Source organism: Actinomadura sp. 3N407 (assembly GCF_052245875.1).
Classification (GTDB): Bacteria; Actinomycetota; Actinomycetes; order Streptosporangiales; family Streptosporangiaceae; genus Spirillospora.
Map to the genome: position 1 here is coordinate 439332 of NZ_JBQQBP010000003.1, position 21600 is coordinate 460931.

The 21600-nt window shown below is 73.8% G+C and carries 12 protein-coding genes; 2 read left to right on the forward strand and 10 right to left on the reverse strand.

The window, feature by feature from the left end; genetic code table 11:
• Nucleotides 1-2: 2 nt before the first annotated feature.
• Both ACTWPP_RS09795 and ACTWPP_RS09800 read left to right on the forward strand, forming a co-directional pair.
• Nucleotides 3-2747: an ATP-binding protein gene (locus ACTWPP_RS09795; RefSeq protein ID WP_443103830.1), complete on the forward strand. Its 2745-nt coding sequence runs from the start codon at nt 3-5 to the stop codon at nt 2745-2747.
• Nucleotides 2748-2825: 78 nt separating this feature from the next.
• Nucleotides 2826-3416 (forward strand): DUF1361 domain-containing protein, encoded by a 591-nt coding sequence (locus ACTWPP_RS09800; protein WP_443103831.1) that lies wholly within the window; start codon nt 2826-2828, stop codon nt 3414-3416.
• A gap of 8 nt (nt 3417-3424) precedes the next feature.
• Here ACTWPP_RS09800 and ACTWPP_RS09805 read toward each other — a convergent pair whose 3' ends face one another.
• The 10 genes from ACTWPP_RS09805 to ACTWPP_RS09850 form a co-directional block, all read right to left on the reverse strand.
• Nucleotides 3425-3793, reverse strand: coding sequence for a hypothetical protein (locus ACTWPP_RS09805; RefSeq protein ID WP_443103832.1), 369 nt, complete (start codon nt 3791-3793; stop codon nt 3425-3427).
• Between the two features lie 120 nt (nt 3794-3913).
• A complete protein-coding gene (locus tag ACTWPP_RS09810; protein WP_443103833.1) occupies nt 3914-4648 on the reverse strand; it encodes a maleylpyruvate isomerase family mycothiol-dependent enzyme in 735 nt (244 codons plus the stop codon).
• Between the two features lie 71 nt (nt 4649-4719).
• On the reverse strand, nt 4720-5940 hold the full coding sequence (locus ACTWPP_RS09815) for a glycosyltransferase (RefSeq protein WP_443103834.1): 1221 nt from the start codon (nt 5938-5940) through the stop codon (nt 4720-4722).
• 53 nt (nt 5941-5993) lie between these two features.
• Nucleotides 5994-6281 (reverse strand): hypothetical protein, encoded by a 288-nt coding sequence (locus ACTWPP_RS09820; protein WP_443103835.1) that lies wholly within the window; start codon nt 6279-6281, stop codon nt 5994-5996.
• Nucleotides 6278-10525, reverse strand: coding sequence for a beta-ketoacyl synthase N-terminal-like domain-containing protein (locus ACTWPP_RS09825; RefSeq protein ID WP_443103836.1), 4248 nt, complete (start codon nt 10523-10525; stop codon nt 6278-6280). The genes ACTWPP_RS09820 and ACTWPP_RS09825 overlap by 4 nt, the downstream gene beginning before the upstream one ends.
• On the reverse strand, nt 10522-17211 hold the full coding sequence (locus ACTWPP_RS09830) for an SDR family NAD(P)-dependent oxidoreductase (protein WP_443103837.1): 6690 nt from the start codon (nt 17209-17211) through the stop codon (nt 10522-10524). The genes ACTWPP_RS09825 and ACTWPP_RS09830 overlap by 4 nt, the downstream gene beginning before the upstream one ends.
• A gap of 207 nt (nt 17212-17418) precedes the next feature.
• Entirely contained in the window at nt 17419-18516 is a 1098-nt protein-coding gene (locus ACTWPP_RS09835; protein ID WP_443103838.1) for an alpha/beta hydrolase, read from the reverse strand.
• A 310-nt stretch (nt 18517-18826) separates the two neighbouring features.
• Entirely contained in the window at nt 18827-19456 is a 630-nt protein-coding gene (locus tag ACTWPP_RS09840; RefSeq protein WP_443103839.1) for a hypothetical protein, read from the reverse strand.
• 220 nt (nt 19457-19676) lie between these two features.
• Nucleotides 19677-20690, reverse strand: coding sequence for a glutamine synthetase (gene glnII, locus ACTWPP_RS09845; protein ID WP_443103840.1), 1014 nt, complete (start codon nt 20688-20690; stop codon nt 19677-19679).
• Between the two features lie 139 nt (nt 20691-20829).
• Nucleotides 20830-21477, reverse strand: a complete 648-nt coding sequence (locus ACTWPP_RS09850; protein ID WP_443103841.1) for a TetR/AcrR family transcriptional regulator — start codon at nt 21475-21477, stop codon at nt 20830-20832.
• Nucleotides 21478-21600: the final 123 nt, after the last annotated feature.

Sequence of the window (21600 nt, forward strand, 5' to 3'; positions counted from 1 at the left end):
ACGTGGTGCGCGGCCTTCCGGTGTGCCGGCTGCTGGAGGTTCCGCGGCGGGACGCGGCGGACGGGCGGGACGAGTGGCGCGACCAGCGGCTCGCCGCGCTCGTGTCGGCGTACCACGCGGGCGGGGAGCCGGTGCTGGTCGGCTGGCGGCGCGCGCAGGCGTCCGGTCCGACGGAGGTCTTCGTCGGCGGGGAGGGGCTCCTCGCCGACCGGGACGGCCAGTCGGCGACGCTCAGCCTCCCGGCGGGCGGGCGCGGTGTCATGCTCCCGCACGCGATCACCGAGGACTCGATGGCGCACTGGGTCGGCATCGGCGCCATCGCCGACGGCCTCCTCATGGACGGCCTGGTCGCGAACGACGGGGCGCCGGACGAGCCCGCGAGGCCTTCCCTGGAGGACGGCCTGCTGTCGGTGTGGATGCAGCCGTTCGCCTGGATGCTGGTCGCCGAGCCCATGACGGGTCCGGAGACCGAACGGCTGGCCGACCATCTGGCCGACCGGCAGCAGCACGCCCAGTCGATGGCGGAGATGTCGCCCGAGTACTCCGTCACCGCCGTCCGGATGGAGCGGCGGCACCGCGAGGTGCGCCAGGCGGCCACATCCGGCCTGTGGCGGGTGCACCTGATGGCGGGCGCGGCGACCCCGCGGGCCGCCGCGCGGGTGGCGGCGCTGGTGTGCGCGTCGGCCGACCTGAGCCGGCTGCCGTACACGCTGGTCCCGGGGGCGGCCGGGCCGTTCGAGGCGAGCACGCAGCTGGTGGCGGCGCTGGCCCGTCCGCCCGTCCGGGAGGTCGCCGGTGTCCGGTTCGCGATGCGGCCCGAGTTCGACGTGACGCCGGAGTTCGACGTCACGCCCGGGTCGGCGGACGCCGGCGTCCCGCTGGGACGGGTCCTCGACCGCAACCGCCGCGAGGTCGGGCCGCTGTCGCTGCCGCTGCCCAGCCTGAACCGGCACACGTTCGTGTGCGGCGCGACGGGCGCCGGCAAGTCGCAGACCGTCCGTTCGCTGCTCACGGCCGCCTCGCACGCCGGGCTGCCGTGGCTGGTGGTCGAGCCGGCCAAGGCGGAGTACCGGCTGATGGCGTCGCGGCTCCCGGACGCGGAGGTCGTCGCGATCCGCCCCGGCGACGCGGACGCGATCGCCGCGGGGATCAATCCCCTCGAACCGGCCGCCGGGCCCGACGGGCGGCCGTTCCCGCTGCAGACCCACGCCGACCTCCTCCGCGCCCTGTTCCTCGCCGCGTTCGACGCCGACGAACCGTTCCCGCAGGTGCTGTCCACCGCGCTGACCCGGTGCTACGAGCGGCTCGGCTGGGACCTGGCGCTCGGCGAGCCGTCCTTCCCGGGGACGTCCCCCCGCTACCCGACCCTCGCCGACCTGCAGGCCACCGCCGAGCAGGTCGTCGCCGACATCGGCTACGGCCAGGAGATCACCGACAACGTCCGCGGGTTCATCCGCGTCCGGCTGTCCAGTCTCCGGCTCGGCACCACCGGGCGGTTCTTCGAGGGCGGCCACCCGATCGACTTCGACGCGCTCCTCGCCCGCAACGTCGTCCTGGAGATCGAGGACGTCGGCGACGACCGCGACAAGGCGTTCCTGATGGGCACCGTGCTGGTGCGGCTGGTCGAGCACCTGCGGATGCGGCAGCGCCAGGGAGGTTCGGCGGGGCTGCGGCATCTGAGCGTGTTCGAGGAGGCGCACCGGCTGCTGCGCCGCAGCGAGGAGGCGGGCCCCGCGTCCCACGCCGTGGAGACGTTCGCGAGCCTCCTCGCGGAGATCCGCGCGTACGGCGAGGGGCTGATCGTGGCGGAGCAGATCCCGTCCAAGCTCGTCCCGGACGTGATCAAGAACACCGCCGTCAAGATCGTCCACCGGCTGCCGGCGAAGGACGACCGGGACGCGGTCGGCGCCACGATGAACATCACCGACGACCAGTCGCAGTACCTGGTCACCCTGAGACCCGGCGAGGGCGCCGTGTTCACCGACGGCATGGACTACCCGCATCTGGTCCGCATGCCGGACGGCTCCCACCTGGAGAAGGCCGCGCCGGTCGCGTCCCCCCGCGTTCTGGTGAGGCCCCGGAGCGGCACCTGCGGGACGGACTGCCGCGACTCCCCCTGCACCCTGCGCGACATGCGCACGGCACAGCGAGCGTTGGACGACCGTCCCGACCTGGTTCTGTGGGCCGAACTGGCCGCCGCCGCCCACCTGACCGGCTGGGGTACCCCCCGCCCGCCCCTGTCCGTGCTGGACGGGCTGCCCGCGCGGCTCCGCGACTGCGCCGTCTCCCACGCCGTCGACGCCGCCGTCGCGGCCCGCGGCGCCCCCACCGGTCTGGCCGGGCACCTCGCGGGCGCTTTCCGTGGCATCCCCTGCACGGCGAACGAGTCCGAGTACTTCGCCACGCCGTACCGCTGGTGCCTCGTCCTGGAAGAACTCCAGGAAGCGCACCACGCGGCCCCTGACGCGGGCAGGCATCCCCGAAGCGACGAATGGACGTCCCTCTACGGACGCGTCATTCCGGGCGACACTCTCACCGGACAACTCGGGCACATCAACGCGTGGTGGGTTCGCGACCAACGCGACGCGGACGCCCGCACCATCGCCATCTGGGGCTCCACTCCCGCGATCGAAGCCGCCGTGGGCGCCCTCCGCACCGACTCCGACTGGCCCGACCGCCTTCGCGAAGCCACACAAAATCTCCACATTTCGGACGGCCTGCTGGACTCCTACCTGACCGGCGACTAATGCACTATGGATTCCATGGGGATCTTGGAGCAGGTGGCACCGAATCTGGTCGACGTCCTCCGCCGTGACGCTTTGTGGATGACATGGAACACCATCCTGGCGTGGATTCCCGTGGGTCTGGCCTGGGCACTCTTCCGCGGCGACCGCGTGTCACGGTCACCCTTTTGGTGGGCGGGATTAACGCTATTCGTCCTCTTTCTGCCGAACGCCCCGTACGTCGTCACGGACATCGTCCATCTCCGCGGCGACATCCTCCAGGCGAACGACGGCGGCCCTGTGATCAGCGCGATCCTCCCCCTGTACGCGCTGTTCATCGGCTCCGGTTTCCTCGCCTACTACCTGGCCCTCCGCGCCGCGCTCGGGCACCTGGCCCGCCTCGGCCTGGGAACGTGGCAGATCCCGGCCACCATCGGGGCGCACGGCCTGTGCGCCATCGGCGTCTTCCTCGGGCGGTGGGCCCGCCTCAACAGCTGGGAACCGGTCGTCGACCCGCACGGCACCCTCGAACGGATCTTCATCCAGCTCACCTGGACATGGGCCCCGGTACTGATCCTCGCCACGTTCCTGGTCACGTGGATCTGCCACTTCATGACCAAGGCGATAGCCGAAGCCTCGTTCGAGGCCACCCTGAAGGGCGCGCGCTTCCTCCGCGCGACCCTCACCTCCTGACCGGCACGTCAGGACTGTGCCGGGGGCTGCCGGGGAGGCTCCTGACCCCACTGCCGGCCGGACGGCGGCGCCTGCTGCTGATACTGCGGCTGCGCGGCCTGGCCGTACGGTTGCGCCGGCGGCTGTCCCGGAACGAACGACTGGGCCTGTTTCGGACCTGCCGCGAGCTGGAAGCCCAACCCGGCCAGAACGAAGGCCAACCCGGCGACGATGAAGTTGAGCATCGTCGAGAGCTGCAGCGATACCTCGTTCTTGTCGGCATCGGGCTCGTCCACCTTCCCGCCGACGACGATGGTCCCGAAGAGCGCGAAAGCGATGATCGCAAAGCCGACGAAACAAAGGATGACGAAAGGCGGGCTGATCTTCTTTCCTGACATGGGCTGCACAATACAGAGAACCCATTGGTCACAGGTCACGCTCGCCGAGCTCGGCGTCCCCGGATAACCGGACCGGCGGAGTCGCGGCCCGCAATGCCTGCTCAGGACGGTGCCGGGCGGTCAGGCGGCGTAGTTGCGGACGACCCGGAGCGCGTCGGCGGCCTGCGGGCCTTCGGCGATGAGGCCGGTCTCGCGGGGCGTGACCCGGCGGGCGCCGAGGCGGCAGAACTCCGCGGCCGGCCCCGTGATTCTCGCGGGGGCGTCGGGGTCGCCGAACGTCCAGCGTGTTCCGTCCGGCGCGGCGAGGTCGCAGAAGACCGGCACGTCCGCGAGCCCGGCGAGGGAGAAGGCGTACGGCAGCGTCCGATGAGCCAGCCACGCCACATGACGGAGCCGCGCCGTGTCGGGGTACGGAATGCGCAGCGGGACGGTGATGTCCTGCGCATGCGCCCAGTGCTCGGCGAGCCTCGTCGTGGCCAGCGTGCGCGGAGACAACGGAGTCCGCACCCAGGACAGACGCGTCCCGGCAGGCTGAGCACGCAGGGCTTCAGGAGTGGCGAAGGCGGCCTTGCGCCAGCGCGCCAGCAGTTCCTCCGGCGGTATCCCACGCTCGGCGGCGACCATGTCGTCCGCCATTCCGTCCACGGTGGTCTCCTCAGACGAGAGGAAGGCCGTCCCCTCCCCCATGGACGGCCCGGTGATCACTTCCTCGGTCTGGACGAGATGCAGGACGACATCGGAAACCGTCCACCCCTCGGCATCGGAAGGATGAGACCACTGCTCCGCCGTCAGCGACGCCAGGACGGCATCCAGCTGGCGGTACTCCGCAGTCAGGTCGTCGAAAACATCCACCATGGGTCACTCCAGCCGGATCCGGTGTCGGCGTCCATCGCCATTGGATCACTCGAACGCCGTTCCGGTCACCGTCACGAGAGCTTTTCCAGGCGGTCGGCGGCTTCGGCGGCGCCTCCGGCGGAGGCGATGGCGTCCCGGGCCCGTCCGGCGGCGGCGCGGTGCGGGCCGTCCGTGAGGACGGTGCCCAGGGCGGTTCGGAGTTCGTCCGGGCGGGCGCGGGTGTAGCGGACGGGGATGCCCGCCCCCGCGGCCTCGACCTGGCGGGCGATCACCGGCTGGTCGTCCCGGTCCGGGGCCACCACCAGCGGGAGGCCCTGCGAGAGGAACGCGCAGACGGTGTCGTGGTCGCCCTGGCAGACGGCGGCGGAGAGGCGTTCCAGCAGCTTGTGCTGCGGGACGTCGGCACGCACGAGGACGTTCGGCGGCGGGTCCGCCACCACGTCCGGGGGTGCCGCCAGGATCGCCTGGACGTCCATGTCGCGGACGGCTTCGGCGGTCGTCCTGAAGAACCGGTCGCCGGACGGGCCGTTCGCCGCGCCCAGGGTGACGAGGACGGCGGGACGGCCGTCCAGCCAGTCCCAGGGGAACGCGCGCGGCGCGGAACGGCCGGGCGCCGGGCCGACGAAGGCGAAATGGCCGGGGAAGAACGAGGTGTCGCCGATCAGCCCTCCCGTGGAGAAGGCCAGGACGAGGTGGTCGGAGAAGCGCAGGTCGAGCAGGTCGTCGATGCCGTGGTCGAGCTGGAAGGCGGCGATCTGGTCGCGGATCCACTCCTCGACCTTCGGCATGGCGGCGAGCGGGCGGGTGAACTCGGCGGACGTCGCGGCGGACGTGGCCCACGGGATCTCGCGGTGCCGGGCCGCGACGGGCCCGGCGAGGGCGAACTGGTCGGAGACCACCACGTCCGGGCGGAAACGGTCGATCGCCTTCCCGACGCCCGGCATCATCGCGTGGCCGAGCGGGACGAGGAGGTCGGTCCAGAGGAACCGGAGGGCGGCGAGGCCGCGTAGCCGCAGCCACTCGTCCCGGAGGCCGGGCAGGCGTTTCGCGAAGTCGTCCCCGACGGCGTTGATGACGCGGGAGCCGGGGCGGAGCCGGGGTTCGAGGGACGCCCGGTGGCCCGTCCAGGCGACCTTGTGGCCGCGGCGGGCGAGTTCGGCGGCGACGGCGGCGGTCGGGGCGACCGTCGCACCGGAGGTGACCGCTGCGTCCGGGGTGGCCGCGGTGTTCGAGCTCACAGGGCCGGTCAGCGGTGGGACGGCGAACAGGAAGCGGCGTTCGGGTGATCTCACGCGCCGGATTCCGGGGTCTCCGAGCAGGGACGGGACCTGGACGCGGCGCGCGCTCACCGGGCGGCCTCGGCGGCCGTCCGCGTGCCGGCGACGTGGTCCGCCACGTCCCCGACGGTCAGGTTCAGGATCTGGTCGAGGTCCAGGCCCGCGATGAAGGCGGAGAGGTCGGCATCGTCGCCGTAGCGGGCGCGGAGCAAGTCGGCGAGGGCGGCGAACTCGATGCTCTCCAGGGCGAGGGCGTCGCTGAACGTGGTCTCCGGGCCGATCTCGACGTCGAGCAGGAACTCCTCCCCCACCACCTCTGTCAGCATCCGGACGACCTCGGACAGGGCGTCGTTCATGCTCGGGCCTCCTCCATGTCTGTTCCGCCGGCGTCGACCGTCCAGGCCACGACGTGTCCTTCGAGTTCGCGTGTCTCCACCGTGGTGACCGTGCCGTTGGCGGCGATGAGGAGCCGTTCGGCATCGGCGACGGTCACGACGAGGTCGGGGCGGTCGGATCGGGTGGTGTTCATCGACTGCAGTACTGCTTGCTTGGCTGCGCGTACGCGTGCGTCCTTCTCGTCATGGGCCAGACCGATGCCGGCCGGTTCGTCCCCGGGTCGTACCAGGGCCACGCCCAGTTCGGCGTCCGAGGCGATGGAGATGGTGAGGGGTTCATCGAACGGTCCTGTCACCATAGGCCCGTCGTGGACGGTGAGTTCCGCCGGGAACAGCGGCCCGTGGCCGTTGCGCCACAGGTGGTCCCTGACGGCGTCCTTGGCCGCGATCCGTCCGAGTAGCCATGGGCCTTGTGCGAACGGCGGGAGGGCTTCGTACTCGGCGCGTTCGCCGGCGCAGAGGTACTGGCGCATGAGGAGGTCACGGGACGCGGTGCCGTCCCAGCGTTTGCGGGCGAGGCACCAGCCGCCCGGCTGCGGTTCGCCGGTACCGGATACTTCGGCTGTGAACTTCATCCGCCAGAGGGCTTCGTCCGTGTAGAAGCGGTGGGTGGTCCATCCGTCGACCCGTGCCCACGGCGTTCCGTTCTCGCGGAGCAGTTCGGCGGAGCAGCGCATGGTGGTGTCGGTCAGGGACTGGTTCCAGACGGTCGTCTCCAGGTGTTCTCCTGTGGACGGCAGTGGCCCGTACAGGGAGACCCGTTCGATCCCGACTGGGAACACGGTCTGGTTGGTGTCGCCGTACACCTGGATCCAGTGGCAGCACAGCTGCCCTGCACTGTCCAGGAGCGCGCCTGGCGTGGGCAGCGAAGACAGAACGGCGCGTACACCGTCCTCTGCGAGAGCGGTGATTTCGGTGATGCCTCGGAAGAGGGGGCCTTGGAACATCCAGCGTTCCTCGTACAGCCGTTCCGCGCTGACTATGGGCGGACCTTCGATGGTCAGTGGCGTGCGGTCCGGCACCGGCGGCATCGGGTAGTGCTCGGCGAGCAGGACCGTCCCGTCCGCATGCCCCTGGATGACGACCTTGACCTTGCGCGGCCGGTCGCCCTCGATGAGATGGGCGCGGACGTCGGCGGTGGTCGGCGGGGCGGCCACGACCCAGCGGACGGCGCGGACGTCCTCGAAGCCGACGACGACCATGTCGGGCAGCAGTTCCCCGGCCGTGTCGGCCATGACCTCCAGCAGCGTCGTCAGCGGAACGATCGGAAACCTGTCAGACATGTCGGGCCAGCCGGTGGCCTGCGGGAACACGCAGTGGTCGCGCAGGTACGGCATCGAGTCGAGCGAGAAGACACGGGAGACGGACACTTCCTCGGCCACCGGCGACGCGTCACCGGACGGCGCCGGAGCCGGCCCGCCGCCGAGCGCCTCCAGGACGGACTGCGCCCCGGTCGCCGCATCGTTCAGCAGCGCCTCCAGCTCGGCCATGACCGGATCGTCGGCCGGCAGCGAAGGGACACCGGACGTGAGGCGGAGGGGCGGCACGGCACCGTCCAGCCTGACCAGCGGCGTCCCGAGATCGAGGGGCATGCCCGCGGCGGGCGCGGGCGGCGGCGACGCGCCGTACCCCTCGGCCCACAGGGCGGCGACGACGCGGCGGAGCTGGGCCATCCCGTCCCGGTTCGGGACATTCACGGCCATCGCGAGGTGCTCGCGGCCGCCGAGCCGGTCGGCGACGAATCCCGTGAGGCTCCCCGGCCCGACCTGCACGAACGCCCGCACGTGGGTCGCGCCGTACAGCTCCTCGATCAGCTCGCTGAACCGGACGGGTTCGAGCAGATGCCGGACGGCGAGGTCACGCACGCCGGCGGCCGAACGCGGGTACGGCGCGACGGTCGTCGCCGACCACAGCGGCACGCGGGGCTCGTGCACGCGCAGAGCCTCGAACGCGTGTCGCACCTGTTTCTCATACGCCTCGGCCATCGGTGTGTGGAGGCCCGTCCGGAACGGCAGCTCGCGCCCGAGGACGCCCTCGGACGCGAGCCGCCCGAGTATCTCGCGGACCTCCTCGGACGGGCCGCAGATCACCGACTGATGCGGGCAGTTGTCGTGGCTGACGAACACACCGGAACGTCCCCCGGCCGCCTCCTGCGCATGGGCCGCGCCGCAGCCGAGCGCCCCGTACACGACGTCCGGGGCGTCCAGGGCGTCGCCGTCGAGGGCGCGGGCGAACGCCTCGGCCGCGTCGGCGTCGAACATCCCGGCGGCGATCGCGGCCGTCCACTCGCCGAGGCTGTGACCTGCCGCGACGTCGGGTTCGACGCCGAGTTCGGTGAGCGCCGAGGCCAGCAGGCGCCCGACGCCGATGATGTCCGCGGCGTGGCCCGGCAGGTCCGTGCGCCCGGTCGGCTCGGGCCGGGGCAGCCCGAAGTGCTCGGCGACATCGTCCACGCGGGGGTCGAAGGCGGGCTCGAACCCGGGGAACAGGAACGCCAGCCGCCCGCCCTCCGCGAGAAGCGGGCGGGGGGAGAACCACACGTCGCTGCGGCCTCGCCAAGCGGTCCCGCGCTGGACGACGGCCCGCGCCAGGTCGAGCCTGCGCGGCGTCGGCGCCACGATCGCGAGCCGGCAGGGAAGGTCGGGGACGTCCTCCGGCACCTGCGTCAGAAGCTTCTCGTCAGGGGCGGCCAGGGCGTCGGCGAGCTCATCGGTCGTGCGGGCGGCCAACCTCAGCACGACCTCGTCCGACCGTGGCGTGTCGAGCCGCCGGGGCCGCCTCGCCCTCCGGACGCCACTCGACGGCGGCTCCTGAAGGATCACATGCGCGTTCGCGCCGCCGAACCCGAACGCGTTGACCGCGGCCCGCCGCGGCCCGTCCCCCCGCTCCCACTCGGCGGCCTGCCGGACGAGCCGCAGCCTGCCGTCCTCCAGCGCCGGATGCGGGTCGTCCACGTGCAGCGTCGGCGGCAGGACACCGTCGCGCAGCGCGTACGCGGCCTTGATCAGCCCGGCGATCCCGGCGGCCGGCATCGCGTGCCCGATCATCGACTTGACCGTGCCGAGGCCGACCGGCGGGCCGCCGGTCCCGAACACCCGGCGCAGCGTCGCCAGCTCCGCCTCGTCGCCCGCCGGGGTGCCGGTGCCGTGCGCCTCGATCAGCCCCAGCGCGCCGGGCGCCGCCGGGTCGAGGCCCGCGTCCCGCCACGCGCGCTCGACCGCGAGGACCTGCCCGTCCACCAGCGGGCTCATGATGCTCGACGCGCGGCCGTCGCTGGACGACCCGGCGCCCACGATGACCGCGTGGACCCGGTCCCCGGCCCGCTCGGCGTCCGACAGCCGCTTGAGCAGGACGATCCCGGTGCCCTCGGCCAGGAGCGTCCCGTCCGCCGCCCGGTCGAACGGCCGGATCGTCTCGCTCGGGCTCAGCGCGCGGAGCTGGCAGAAGACACTCCAGACGGTCGCGTGGTGGGCGTGGTGGACGGCCCCGGCCAGCATCGCGTCGGCCTGCCCGCTCCGCAGCGCCCGCACGGCGTGCTCGACCGCCAGCAGCGACGACGCGCACGCCGCGTCCAGCGTGTACGCGGGACCGCGCAGGTCGAAGCCGTGGGCGATGCGGGACGCGGCGAAACTCGGAACCAGCCCGATCGACGCGTCCGGGCCGTCCGGTCCCAGCCGCTCGCAGAACGCCCGGCGGATCTCGTCCAGCCGCCGCTGCCCGAGTTCCGGCACCAGCTCGGCGAGGATCCCGGCGACCTGGTGGGACGTCCTGACCCGCTGATCGAACCGTGCCACGCCCGGCGTGATGTATCCGCCGCGCCCGATGACGACGCCGATCCTGGCCCGGTCGGGCAGCCGCTCGTCGCCGCCCGCGTCCGCGATCGCCTCCCCGGCCGTCCGCAGCGCGAGCAGCTGGTCGGGCTCCATGCCCCGCACGGCCGCCGGCATGATCCCGAACCGCGCCGGGTCGAACGTGGCCAGCTCGTCGACGAATCCGCCCCGCCGGCAGTAGAACCGGTCGCTCTCCGGCGCCCGCCCGTACGCGTCGGGGTCGTAGTAGAGCGCGGGATCCCACCGTCCGGCCGGCACTTCGGTGATCGCGTCGAACCCGGCCAGGACGTTGCGCCACAGCTCGGCCGCCGACCCCGCGCCGGGGAACACCGCCCCCGCGCCGACGATCGCGATCGGCTCCCGAGCGTCGCTCACCGGACCGCCCCGGTGAACACGACCTGCGTCTCGTCCCCATGCGCGATCTCCCTCAGCAGCGCCGCCGCACCCGCCTCCGGGTCGACCGGCCCCGCACCACGTTCACACGCCGGCTCGCGTACCGGTTCGGCTCGCGCCCACGGGCCCCAGTCGGCGACGAGCACGCGCCCGCGGAGGCGTGTCCGCCAGACATGCGCGAGCGTGTCGCAGGCGTCGCTCGCCGCCGCATGCGCGACCTGCCCGCGGCCGCCGTGAACACCGGCGATGCCGCCGAGGACGACGAAGAACCCGATGTCCGGCCTGACCGCCTGGGCGAGCGCGCACGCCCCGTCCACCTTCGTCCGGTACACGCGCTCGAACGACCCGGGTGTCATGTCCCGGACCAGGCGGTTCTCAACGACCCCGGCACCGTGGACGACCCCGTCGAGCCGACCATGCCGGGCATAGGCGTTGCCGACGACGTCCCGCACGACCTGGGCATTCCTCACGTCCCCCGAGTGGTACCGGACGGACGCCGCATGCTCCCGCAACGCCTCCAGATTCCGGTGTGCCTCCCGCTCCGCCAGAATCCGCCGGACGGTCGCCTCGATCTCCGCCGTCTCCTCGTCGCCTCTCGCGACCAGTGCGCGCCGGAGCCCGGCCTCGTCCGGGACGTCCGGGAACGCGGGCTCGCCCACCGGCTCCGGTGTGCGTCCCATGACCTCGATGTGGCAGCCGGTCGCCCGGGCCAGCTCCAGCGCCATCCGCGCGGTGACGCCGCGCGCGCCGCCGGTGAGGAGCACGACCCCGTCCGGTCCCAGCGGCACCGAGGGCTCGGGCTCGCCGTGCGGTTCCGCCGGCATCACGCTCAGGCCGTGCCGCAGGTCGCCCTCATGCCCGACCACGACCGGCGCCTCCGCGTCCAGCAGCTCCGCCACGATCCGCTGCGCGATCGCCCGCGGAGTGTCCTTGGTGTCGACGTCCAGCGCCCGCACGAGCACCTCGGGATACTCCTGCGCGACCGTCAGCGCCAGGCCCCGCAGCCCCGCGCCCGGCGCCGGGTCCCCGATGCCGCCGCCGTCGAACCGCCGCCCGAACCGCCCACCGGCCCCGCTCGCGACGACCAGCCACCGCATCCCGCCGGCCAGCGCCTGCCGGATGCCGTCGTACGCCTGAGGCAGCACGCCCGACGCACCCGGCCGGAGCGCCGCCAGATGGATCAGCCCATCGCAGGGGCCGTCGACCTCACGCGGCGTCCGCACCTGGGCGCCGTGCCGCCCGAGCATGTCGGCGAGCTCCAGCGCGACCCCGCACCCGTCGTCCACGACGATGAACCGCCGCCCTGTGAACACCGTCCCCGACGCGGGCGGCACCGGCAGCGCGTCCAGCTCCACGACCCGCAGAACATGCCGGACCACGCCCGGCCGCGCGGGCACCTGCGTCGGCGGGCTCTCGGCACGCGGCCACACCTGCGTATCCGGGCCCGCCGCACGCGCGGCCGCTCCGCCCTGCGGGGACACTGCGTCGTGCCCGGAGGGCCCGCTCCGCGGGTCGGTGTGTTCTGGCTGGGCTGACGAGTCGCCTTCCGTGGAGGGCGCTGGTTCTCCGGGGCCGGAGAGGGCCATGGTCTTCACGTGGGAGCTCGGCCGCGCCGGGGGCGGGACGGTGGGCCGCGGCGGGGCGGACGCGGCGCCATCGAGGCGGGTGCCCAGCCAGGCGACGATCTCGCCGATGGTGGTGACCTGGCCGATCTGTTCGACGCCGGGGGCGGCGACGGCGAACCGGTCGGCGAGTTCGCCGATGATGAGGGCGCGTTCGCTGGAGTCGATGGACAGGTCGGCGTCGAGATCCAGGTCGGCGTCCAGCATCGTCTCGGGGTGGCCGGTCCTCGCGCTGATCACCGCGCGGACGGCGTCCAGCGGCTCGGCGGGAACGGTTTCGCCGGGGAGGACGGGACGGGGCGCCGGGACGGGCGCCGGCGGCGTCACGCCCAGGTGGCGGAGGACGACCTCGCGCTGGGCGGCGATCAGTTCGCGGCCGGCGCGCAGGTACTCCAGGACGGCGGCCTCGGAGCCGGGGTCGCTCCATCCCGGGACGCGTTCGGCGGGACGGAGCCCGTTGGCCGGGTAGCCGCCGTCGGCGGTCCGGACGAGGTGGCCGTTGACGAGCCAGCCCGGTGCCGGGGCGGGGGCGGCGGTGAGCGGGCGGGCGCCGCGTCCGGCGAAGAGCGGCAGCGGGTCGACGGGGACACCGGCCGCGGCGAGTCCGGCCAGGGTGTGCAGGAGGTGGGTGAGGCCGTTCTCGCCGGGGGCGTCGCAGCTCACGGCGGTGTGCGGGCGGTCGCCGAGGATCTTGCCGACGAGGCCGGTCAGGACGTCTCCGGGGCCCGCCTCGATGAAGGTGCGGGCGCCCGCGCCGTACATGGCCTCGATCTGCTCGACGAAGCGGACGGGTGCGGCGATCTGCCCGGCGAGGGTGGCGGCCAGTTCGGCGGGGTCGGTGTCGTACGGGGCGGCGGTCGCGTTGGCCCAGACGGGGAAGGCGGGTGAGCGGAGGTCGCGGCCGAGGAGGTCGGTGCGGAGGTCGGCGGACGCGGCGGCGACGAGGGGGCTGTGGAACGCGCACGGCACGGGGATGCGCTCGGCGGCGAGGCCCGCGGCGGACAGGGCGGCGAGGGCACGGTCCAGGCCCGCGCGGGTTCCGGAGATCACGACCTGGCGGGGCGCGTTGTGGTTGGCGATGACGACCTCGGAGACCCCCGAGAGCGCCTCGCGGACCCCGCGCAGGGACGCGGTGACGGTGGCCATCGCGCCCGGGTCGCCGCCGGCGGCGGCCAGGATCGCCTCGGCGCGGGCGGCGCTGAGCTCGATCATGTCGGTGTCGTCGACGACGCCGGCGGCGCAGAGCGCGACCAGTTCGCCGTGGCCGTGCCCGGCGGCGAGGTCGGGGTGGACGCCGAGGGCGGTGAGCAGGCGGTGGACGGCGAGCCCGGCGATGCCGAGGGCGGGCTGGGCGACCCGGGTGATCTCGGCCTGGTGGCGGCCGGTCTCGTCCGGGGTGAACGCGGCGGGAGGGAACATCGCCGGGGCGTACCGTCCGCCGGCGAGGCGCAGGAGGCGCTGGAGGCGGGGGAACGCGACGAAGAGGTCGGCGAGCATGTTGGGACGCTGGCTGCCCTGGCCCGGGAAGAGGAACGCGACCTGGCCGGGCTCGCCGTCCGGGAGGAAGACGCCCTGCGCCGGGCGGAACTCGCCGGCGAGCGCGAGCTTGCGCCGGAGGTCGTCCAGGCCGGTCGCCACGAACGCCGCCTGGACGGGCCCCTCCAGCGAGGCCGACGTCCGGGCGAGGTCCCGGAGCCGGGGCTCGCCGGCCGCCAGTTCGAGGAGGCGATCGACCTCCGCGCGGGCGGCGGGACGGTCGGCCGCGCGGATCAGGAACAGTTCGGCGGGCCATTCGGGGAGCCCGGACACGGGCTCGGGCGCCCCGTCGTACCCGGACAGGACGGCGTGGAAGTTCACGCCGCCGACACCGGAGCCGCTCAGCCCCGCGTACCGGTCGCCGGGGCGGGTCGCCCACGGGCGCGCGGCGCCTCCGAACACGAACGGGCCGCCCGGATTCCACCCGGAGTTCGGCCGTGCGAGGTGCAGCGTCCCCGGGAGCACGCCGGTGTGCAGGGCGTACGCGGTCTTGATGAGCCCGGCGAGCCCCGCGGCGCGTCCGGTGTGCCCGATCTGCGTCTTGACCGATCCGAGCGTGACGCCGCCCGCGGCGGCGTCGGGGAAAGCCGAGGCCAGGGCGGCGAGTTCCGCCCGGTCGGCGGCTTGGACGCCGGTGCCGTCCGTCTCGATGAGGCCGATGTCGGCGGGTGAGACGCCCGCGCGTTCGTGGGCGCGGTCCAGCGCGAGCCGCCGCCCCTCGGCGCGGGACGCGGCGAGGTCCGCGCCGCCGCCGGGGGCGCGTCCGTCGCCGGAGCCGGCGACGGACTTGACGACCGCGTAGATCCGGTCGCCGTCGCGTTCGGCGTCGGCGAGACGTTTGAGGACGACGCAGGCGACGCCCTCGCCGGGCGCGATGCCGTCCGCGGAAGCGTCGAAGGCGGCGCAGCGGCCGGACGGGGACAGCGCGCCCGCCGAGGCGAGCAGCAGATAGTCCCCGATGCCGTTGCCCAGGTCGGCGCCGCCGCAGAGCACCATGTCGCTGGCGCCCGCGACAAGGTCCTTGCATGCGGCGTCGAGCGCGGCGAGGGACGCGGCGCCGGCGGCGTCCACGGTGCAGCCGGCGCCGCGGAGTCCGAGGGCACCGGCGATCCGTCCGGCGATCACGTTGGTGAGGACACCGGGGAGGGAGTCCTCGGTGGGGCGCGGGAGCCGCTCGTCCAGGGCGGCCGGGACCTCGCCGAGGTAGGACGGGAGTGTCGCGCGCACGCCGTAGGCGGTACCGAGGTCGCCGCCGCCCCCTGCGCCGAAGAACACCGACGTGCTGGAGCGGTCGAACGGCCGGTCGGCGTATCCGGCGTCCCGGAGCGCACGCGACGCGATCTCCAGGGCGAGGAGCTGGATCGGGTCGATGGCGCCCAGCGCGTGGGGCGGGATGCCGTGCGCGTGGGCGTCGAACGGGATGTCGGGGATGAAGCCGCCCCATTTGGACGGTGTCTTGTCTTCGGCGGACGGGTCGTAGTGGACCTCGGGGTCCCAGCGCGTGACCGCCGTGACGGAGTCCGCGCCCGCGACGATGTTCGCCCAGTAGCCGTCGGCGTCGCGGGCGCCCGGGAAGACGCAGCCGATGCCGATGATCGCGATGTCGGCCGGGCGCGCGGCGTCCGGCGCGGCGGGACGCGTCGCGGCGACGCCGACCTCGGCGGCGCGCGCGGCGAGAAAGGCGGTCGCACCCGCCGTGACCTGCTCGTGCAGGGCGGCGATGCCGGTCGTGGCCGAGCGCAGCGCCGCGACCTGGCCGAGCGTGTACAGGCCGTCGGCCCGCTGCTCGGCGACGTCGACCGGGTTGGCGCGGCGCAGGCCCTTGGCGGCGACCCGCAGGCGCGCGAGGTTCAGCTTCTCGAGACGGCGCCCCACCTCCTGCCGCGGTGTCCCGACCTGTTCCAGCTCACGGCGGGTCTCCGCGAACGTCTCCACGTACGGTGTGCGGGCGCAGCGGGTCACGTGCTCGGGGGACGACTCCAGCAGCGCCGTCCCGTCGCAGGTGAGCGCGGTCTCCTGGTAGCCCGGCAGGATCGCGCCCGTCGCGACCGCCTCGGACGTGAACAGGTACGCGGTGCCCATCACGACACGGACGTCGGCGCCCCGCTCCGCCAGCGGCCCCGCCAGAGCGGCCACCATCGCGGCGGACCGTTCGTCATGGATGCCGCCCGCGAACATCACCGACAGCTCGCCGGCGTCGACGCCGCACTCCATCAATCGTTCGACCTGCGCGTCCCAGAGCGGGAAGCTCGCGCGCGGCCCGACATGGCCGCCGCATTCCCGGCCCTCGAAGACGAACTTCCGCGCGCCCTCGTCCAGGAACCGTCCCAGCAGATCGGGCGACGGGACGTGCAGGTACGTCGCGATCCCGGCGGCCTCCAGCGGCTCGGCCTCCGCCGGGGACCCCCCGGCGATCAGCGCGTACGGGGGCCCGGCCGCGCGGACGGCGGCGAGCTGCGCCGCGCGGACGCCCGGCGGCGTGACCCCGGCGACGCCGACGCCCCAGGGCCGCCCGCCGAGCCGGTCTGCGGTCTCGCGCAGCAGCGTCCGCACCCGGTCGCCGTCCATCGCGGCGAGCGCGAGGAACGGCAGGCCGCCCTCCTGCGCGACCGCGCCCGCGAAGGCCGAACAGTCGCTCACCCGCGTCATCGGCCCCTGCACGACCGGATACACGCCGCCGGACGCGGCGCCATGCGGCGCCAGCGGCTCGGCCCGGACCGCGGCCCGCAGGTGCGCGGCGATCTCCCGGCGGATCGCCTGGACCACTCCCCCGGCGGTCTTGTGGCGGTCGGCGAGCGCCGCCGCGAGCGGCCCGTCCCGGACGATCCCGGTCCCGCCGCCGTCCATCGCCGCCAGCGCGGTCACGGCCTCGGCGGGCAGGTCCGTCTCCCGGACGAGCGCGAGCTGCACGTCGAGGACGACACCGGCCGCGCCGCCCGCCACCGCCGCCGCGGCCGAGTGCGGCCCGATGCCGCCCGCCGAGTACACCGGGACGTCCACGGACGGGTCCGCCGCCAGCCGCTGAAGCAGCACGAACGCGGTGAGGTCGCCGACCCGGCCGCCCGCCTCGCAGCCGCGCGCGATGAGGCCCACGTCGCCGGTGAACCCGCGGGCGACGGGGATGACGGCGGCGGCCTCGTCCGGTCCCGCGACCTCGACCAGGAGCCGGCGCCCGCGCGCGAACCCGGCGACGTCCAGCGAGTCGTCCGACCGCAGCGCCGGGGCGTCCACCAGGACGGTGTCGGCGGCGGCCGGGATCTCGGCCGGCCGGACGCGGCACCCGGCGGGGACGCGGACGCCGAACGGGCCCGCCCACCAGCGGCGCACGTCCGCGAGGGCGGCGAGCCCGGACGCCCGGTCGGCGCCGAGGTCGAGCACGCCCGTCCCGCCCGCGCGCGCGACGGCCACGGCGAGCTGGGGTGCGGGACGGCCGAACGGGGTGACCCCGATGATCTCGGTCCGGAGACGGTCCCCCGGCCCCCGCCCGTACTCGCCCGTGTCCGCCGCCATGCGCTGCCCCCCGACGTCCCGCCCGGCCCGGCCCCCCGGCCCGGCGCGGCTCGCAACAACGGTGCGCCACACTACGGTCGGCGACCCGCCCGTTACCGGGACGACACACCCGAGTGCGCGCCGATGGCGGCACCGCAAAGAAGTTTGGAACGTCCCTTGACGTGCCGGAGACCCTCGGAGGCCGGACGGGCGGGCCGGGAAGGCGGGTCAGACGGGGACGGTGGACCGGTGCGGGCGGATGCCGTGCCGGACGATGCCCTCGTCGAGCCAGCGGTCCAGATGCCGCCACGTGGTCGCCCTGGCCGAACGTCCGGTCAGCACGCCCAGGTGGCCGCCGGACGCGACCTCGAAGCGCACCTGCGGCGCCCCGCCCAGCAGCCGGACGAGGGGCAGGACGGCCCGGACCGGCGCGTGGGCGTCGCCGCGCCCCGCGATGGCCAGTACCGGCACGGCGACCCGGCCGAGATCCACCCGGCGGCCGCCGATTTCGACGGCGCCGCGCATCAGCGCGTTGTCCCGCAAAAGGGTCCGGTAAATCTGCCGTGCGGCACATCCCGGGTAGGCGGACATCGTATCCGTTAAATGATCGACGGCCTCGGCGTGCGCCAGCAAATCGGCGTTGTCGAGGTTGGCCAGCATCCTGCCGGGACGGAGAACGCATTTGTCTATTCCGGTGACCCGGCATGCCCGTTTCCCCAGTGGCCGGGGAAGGCCGCCGAACATCTGCCCCAGCATGTCCGCCTCCGCCCCGCGGGTGAGGCCGAGCAGCGTCCGCAGCGGCGCCGCGCGCCGCACCGCGTCCGCGTCGACCGGCGCGGCGATCACCGCGACGGACGCGATCGGCAGGCCCGGGCCGCCGGCGGCGGCCAGCAGCGAGCCGATGCCGCCGAGGCACCAGCCGACGAGCTGGACGGGCTGCCCGCCCGCGTCCCGGCTGACGGACCGGATCGCGCCCGGCAGCACGTCCCCGACCCACTCGTCGAGGCCCAGGTCACGGTCGCCGCACCGGACCGGCCCCTGGTCGAGCAGGTAGCTGCGCCGCCCGGCCCGGACGAGGTGCTCGGCGAGGCTGCATCCCCGGCGCAGGTCGTAGCAGCGCGCCGGCGCCGCCGGCGGCGGGACCAGCAGCACCGGCGGCCCCGCCGGGACCACCCCCTGCGGCGGCCGGTAGCGGCGCACCGACCGGTGCGGCCCGTCGTCGATCGTCTCCGCCGGCATCGGACGCAGATCGGCGACATGCCCGTACAGCGCCAGCTGGAGGAGATTGGACGTTGCGGCTCGCAGGCCTCGCGGGGAGTGGATCATTTCGTCATTATCCATCCGTGTTCGGCGGACACGCCGGGCGCGCATTGACCAAAGGCGGCCGTGCCTCCGTAACGGCCCGTTCAAGGCATTAGTACACTGGTCAGAGCCCGGCCGATATCTCCCACTGTGAATCCTTCGTTAATTCGGATTGACAGCGCGGAAATTCTGCGCGCGAGAGCCGCGCGGCCGCCATGCGGGAGACCACCGCGGAGGGCGCCGCGGGGATCGGCCGCGAGATGGAGGGCGCCGGGGACGCGATGAGATCCGGCACGCGTTCGTCACCGAGCGGGGCGACCCGGCCCGCTGTCGATCATCGTCTGCCGCGTCTGAACGGGGCGTCCCACGAGGACGGCCGCGACCCCGCCACCACGGCCGACAACAGCACCACCACGGCCGTCCCCCCGACCAGGTTGATACCGGACGTCACGAGCGCCGCGTCGAGCGGGCCCTTCAGCGTCAGCGGCAGGATCGTCAGCAGCGCCACCGCGATCCCGCCGATCCACGCGAAGGCCCGGACCGGACGCGCCGACGCCGCCAGCAGCAGATGCATCAGCGCGGTCGCCTGGATCGTCGCCGCCATCGCGCACAGCGCGTAACTCGCCGCGGCGGGCTCCGCGGCGGTGTGCTCGCCCGCGAACACCGGGACCTCCACACCGGCCATCGTGCGCAGCCCGAGGGCCCCGGCGAAGGCCAGGACGCCCGCCGCCAGTGCGGCGAACCCCCCGGTCCACCACAGCGGACGCAGCGGCGGGCCGGACCTGGCGGAGATCTCCTCGTGCAGCGCGACGAAGTCCTCGTACCGTTTCGGCGGGGCCTCCACCGGGCGCCGCCGCGCCGTGGAGGGACACCGGAACGATCGTTCCCAGGGCCGTGGCGCAGGGCGGCCGGCGTGCCTGCCGGGCAGGCCGCCGGAGTACCGCCCGAATGACGAATCGGGCATGTTCCCTCCCCCGGTGCGAACGTAGAAGTGCTACCCGGTGGCGAAGGGTGGAACTCCCCCAAGCTCACATTTTGCCGATGTTTGGCCGGGTTGCCCGGCCTGGCCGCCGGGGGGCCGAGGCGGCCGGCGATCGGGCGGTTGCCCGTCCCGGACGGGCGCAGGCCCGAAACGCGGCGGTCCCCGGGGAGACGGGCTCCCCGGGGACCGTGACCACGTCCGGTCAGACCTGGCCGGCCTTCTCCAGCGCCGCGCAGCAGGTGCCCGTGATCAGGCGGGCCACCACATACGGGTCGACGTTGGCGTTCGGGCGGCGGTCCTCGATGTAGCCCTGCTTGTCGACCTCGACCTGCCACGGGATCCGCACCGACGCCCCCCGGTCCGACACGCCGTAGCTGAACTCGCTCCACGGCGCCGTCTCGTGCATGCCGGTCAGCCGCCGCTCGATGTCGGCGCCGTAGCCCGCCACGTGCTCCTGCGCCTTCTCGGCGAGCGCCTCGCACGCCGTGATGATCGCGTCGTACCCCTCGCGCATCGCCTTGGTCGAGAAGTTCGTGTGCGCCCCCGCGCCGTTCCAGTCGCCCTCGACCGGCTTCGGGTCGAGGGTCGCGGAGACGTCGTGGTTCTCGGCGATGCGGTAGAGCAGCCACCGGGCGACCCACATGTGGTCACCGACCTCCAGCGGCCCCGCCGGGCCGATCTGGAACTCCCACTGGCCCGGCATGACCTCGGCGTTGATGCCCGAGAGCTTCAGGCCGGCGGCCAGGCACGCGTCCATGTGCGCTTCGACGATGTCGCGCCCGAACACCTCGTCGGCGCCCACACCGCAGTAGTAGAAGCCCTGCGGGGCCGGGTAGCCGCGCTCGGGGAAGCCCAGCGGCCGCCCGTCCTTGAAGAACGTGTACTCCTGCTCGATCCCGTACCAGGAGTCCTGCGCCTCGTACTGCTCGGCGACCGGACGCAGCTGGGCCCGCGTGTTGGTCTCGTGCGGCGTGCCGTCCACGAGGAACACCTCGCAGAGCACCAGCCTGTCGCCGCCGCCGCGGATGGGGTCGGGGCACGAGAACACCGGCTTGAGCACACAGTCGGAGCGGTCACCGGGCGCCTGGTTGGTGCTGGACCCGTCGAAGCCCCAGTCCGGCAGTTCGGCGCCGTCGGCCAGGATCCTCGTCTTCGACCGCAGCCGCGCGGTCGGCTCGGTGCCGTCGATCCAGATGTACTCGGCCTTGTAGCTCAAGGTGGGTCCCTTCGAGACGTGTCCCAGGACGCTCAACCTGCCAACTGGGCATTTCGGACCTGTTGCCCATTTGTGAACGCAATGTAAACCCCCACGCGGGCCGGGGCGAGCTCCCGTTGCGGTCCGGCCCGGACGTCAGTCAGCCCTGGCCGGATGCGGGCTGGTCGCCGAGGATCTGCGCGCGGACGCCGGCGAAGAACGCGACGAGGACTTCCACGCACTCCTCGATGTCGGGGTAACGGCCGTCGAGGTGGCCGATCGCCATCGCCTCCGTCAGGGACGTGACACCGTCGGCGACCATCTCCACCCGCAGCGCGCGTTCCGGCGTGTCCGCCGGGAGACCGGCGGCGACGAGGTCCTCGACCAGGTGGGCGCGGGTGGCGGCGGCGCGGCGGCGGGCGGCTTCGCCCAGCGGGGTGGCGCGGTCGAAACGGGCGCGGACGCTGAGCCGGAAGAACTCGGGGTGCGCGCACATCTTCTCGAGCGGGACGCGGAACGCGTCGCGGAGCCGCTCGGCGCTGCGGGGCGCGTCGCTGGAGCGCTGCCGGGCCTCCCGGATCACCGGTCCGACCTGCCGGGCGGCCTCCTCGCCGAGCGCTTCGAGCAGGTCCTGCATGTTGCGGAAGTGGACGTAGAACGTGGACTGGGCGATGCCCGCCCTGCGGCAGACGTTCCCCGTCGAAAGCCCCGCCTCGCCCTCGGTGTCGAGGATGCGCAGCGCGGCCCCGAGCAGCCGGCGCCGGGTCAGGTCCTTGGCCTCGCGCCGGCTCAGTGTCACATCGGGCATCGATCCCCCTGAACGGTCAACCCAACGATAGCCATACCGGCCTCTGAATCAACCATGGTTCCTGTACATGGCGCAGATATCGGCCGCTGTCAACCCATTGAAATTCGATTCGGTGATAGTACT

Excerpts from the sequence above, each read along its gene's own strand:
- ACTWPP_RS09800 (WP_443103831.1), top strand. The coding sequence starts at position 2,826 with ATGACATGGAACACCATCCTGGCGTGGATTCCCGTGGGTCTGGCCTGG.
- ACTWPP_RS09805 (WP_443103832.1), bottom strand. The coding sequence starts at position 3,793 with ATGTCAGGAAAGAAGATCAGCCCGCCTTTCGTCATCCTTTGTTTCGTC.
- ACTWPP_RS09810 (WP_443103833.1), bottom strand. The coding sequence starts at position 4,648 with ATGGTGGATGTTTTCGACGACCTGACTGCGGAGTACCGCCAGCTGGAT.
- ACTWPP_RS09820 (WP_443103835.1), bottom strand. The coding sequence starts at position 6,281 with ATGAACGACGCCCTGTCCGAGGTCGTCCGGATGCTGACAGAGGTGGTG.
- ACTWPP_RS09830 (WP_443103837.1), bottom strand. The coding sequence starts at position 17,211 with ATGGCGGCGGACACGGGCGAGTACGGGCGGGGGCCGGGGGACCGTCTC.
- ACTWPP_RS09835 (WP_443103838.1), bottom strand. The coding sequence starts at position 18,516 with ATGATCCACTCCCCGCGAGGCCTGCGAGCCGCAACGTCCAATCTCCTC.
- ACTWPP_RS09840 (WP_443103839.1), bottom strand. The coding sequence starts at position 19,456 with ATGCCCGATTCGTCATTCGGGCGGTACTCCGGCGGCCTGCCCGGCAGG.
- ACTWPP_RS09850 (WP_443103841.1), bottom strand. The coding sequence starts at position 21,477 with ATGCCCGATGTGACACTGAGCCGGCGCGAGGCCAAGGACCTGACCCGG.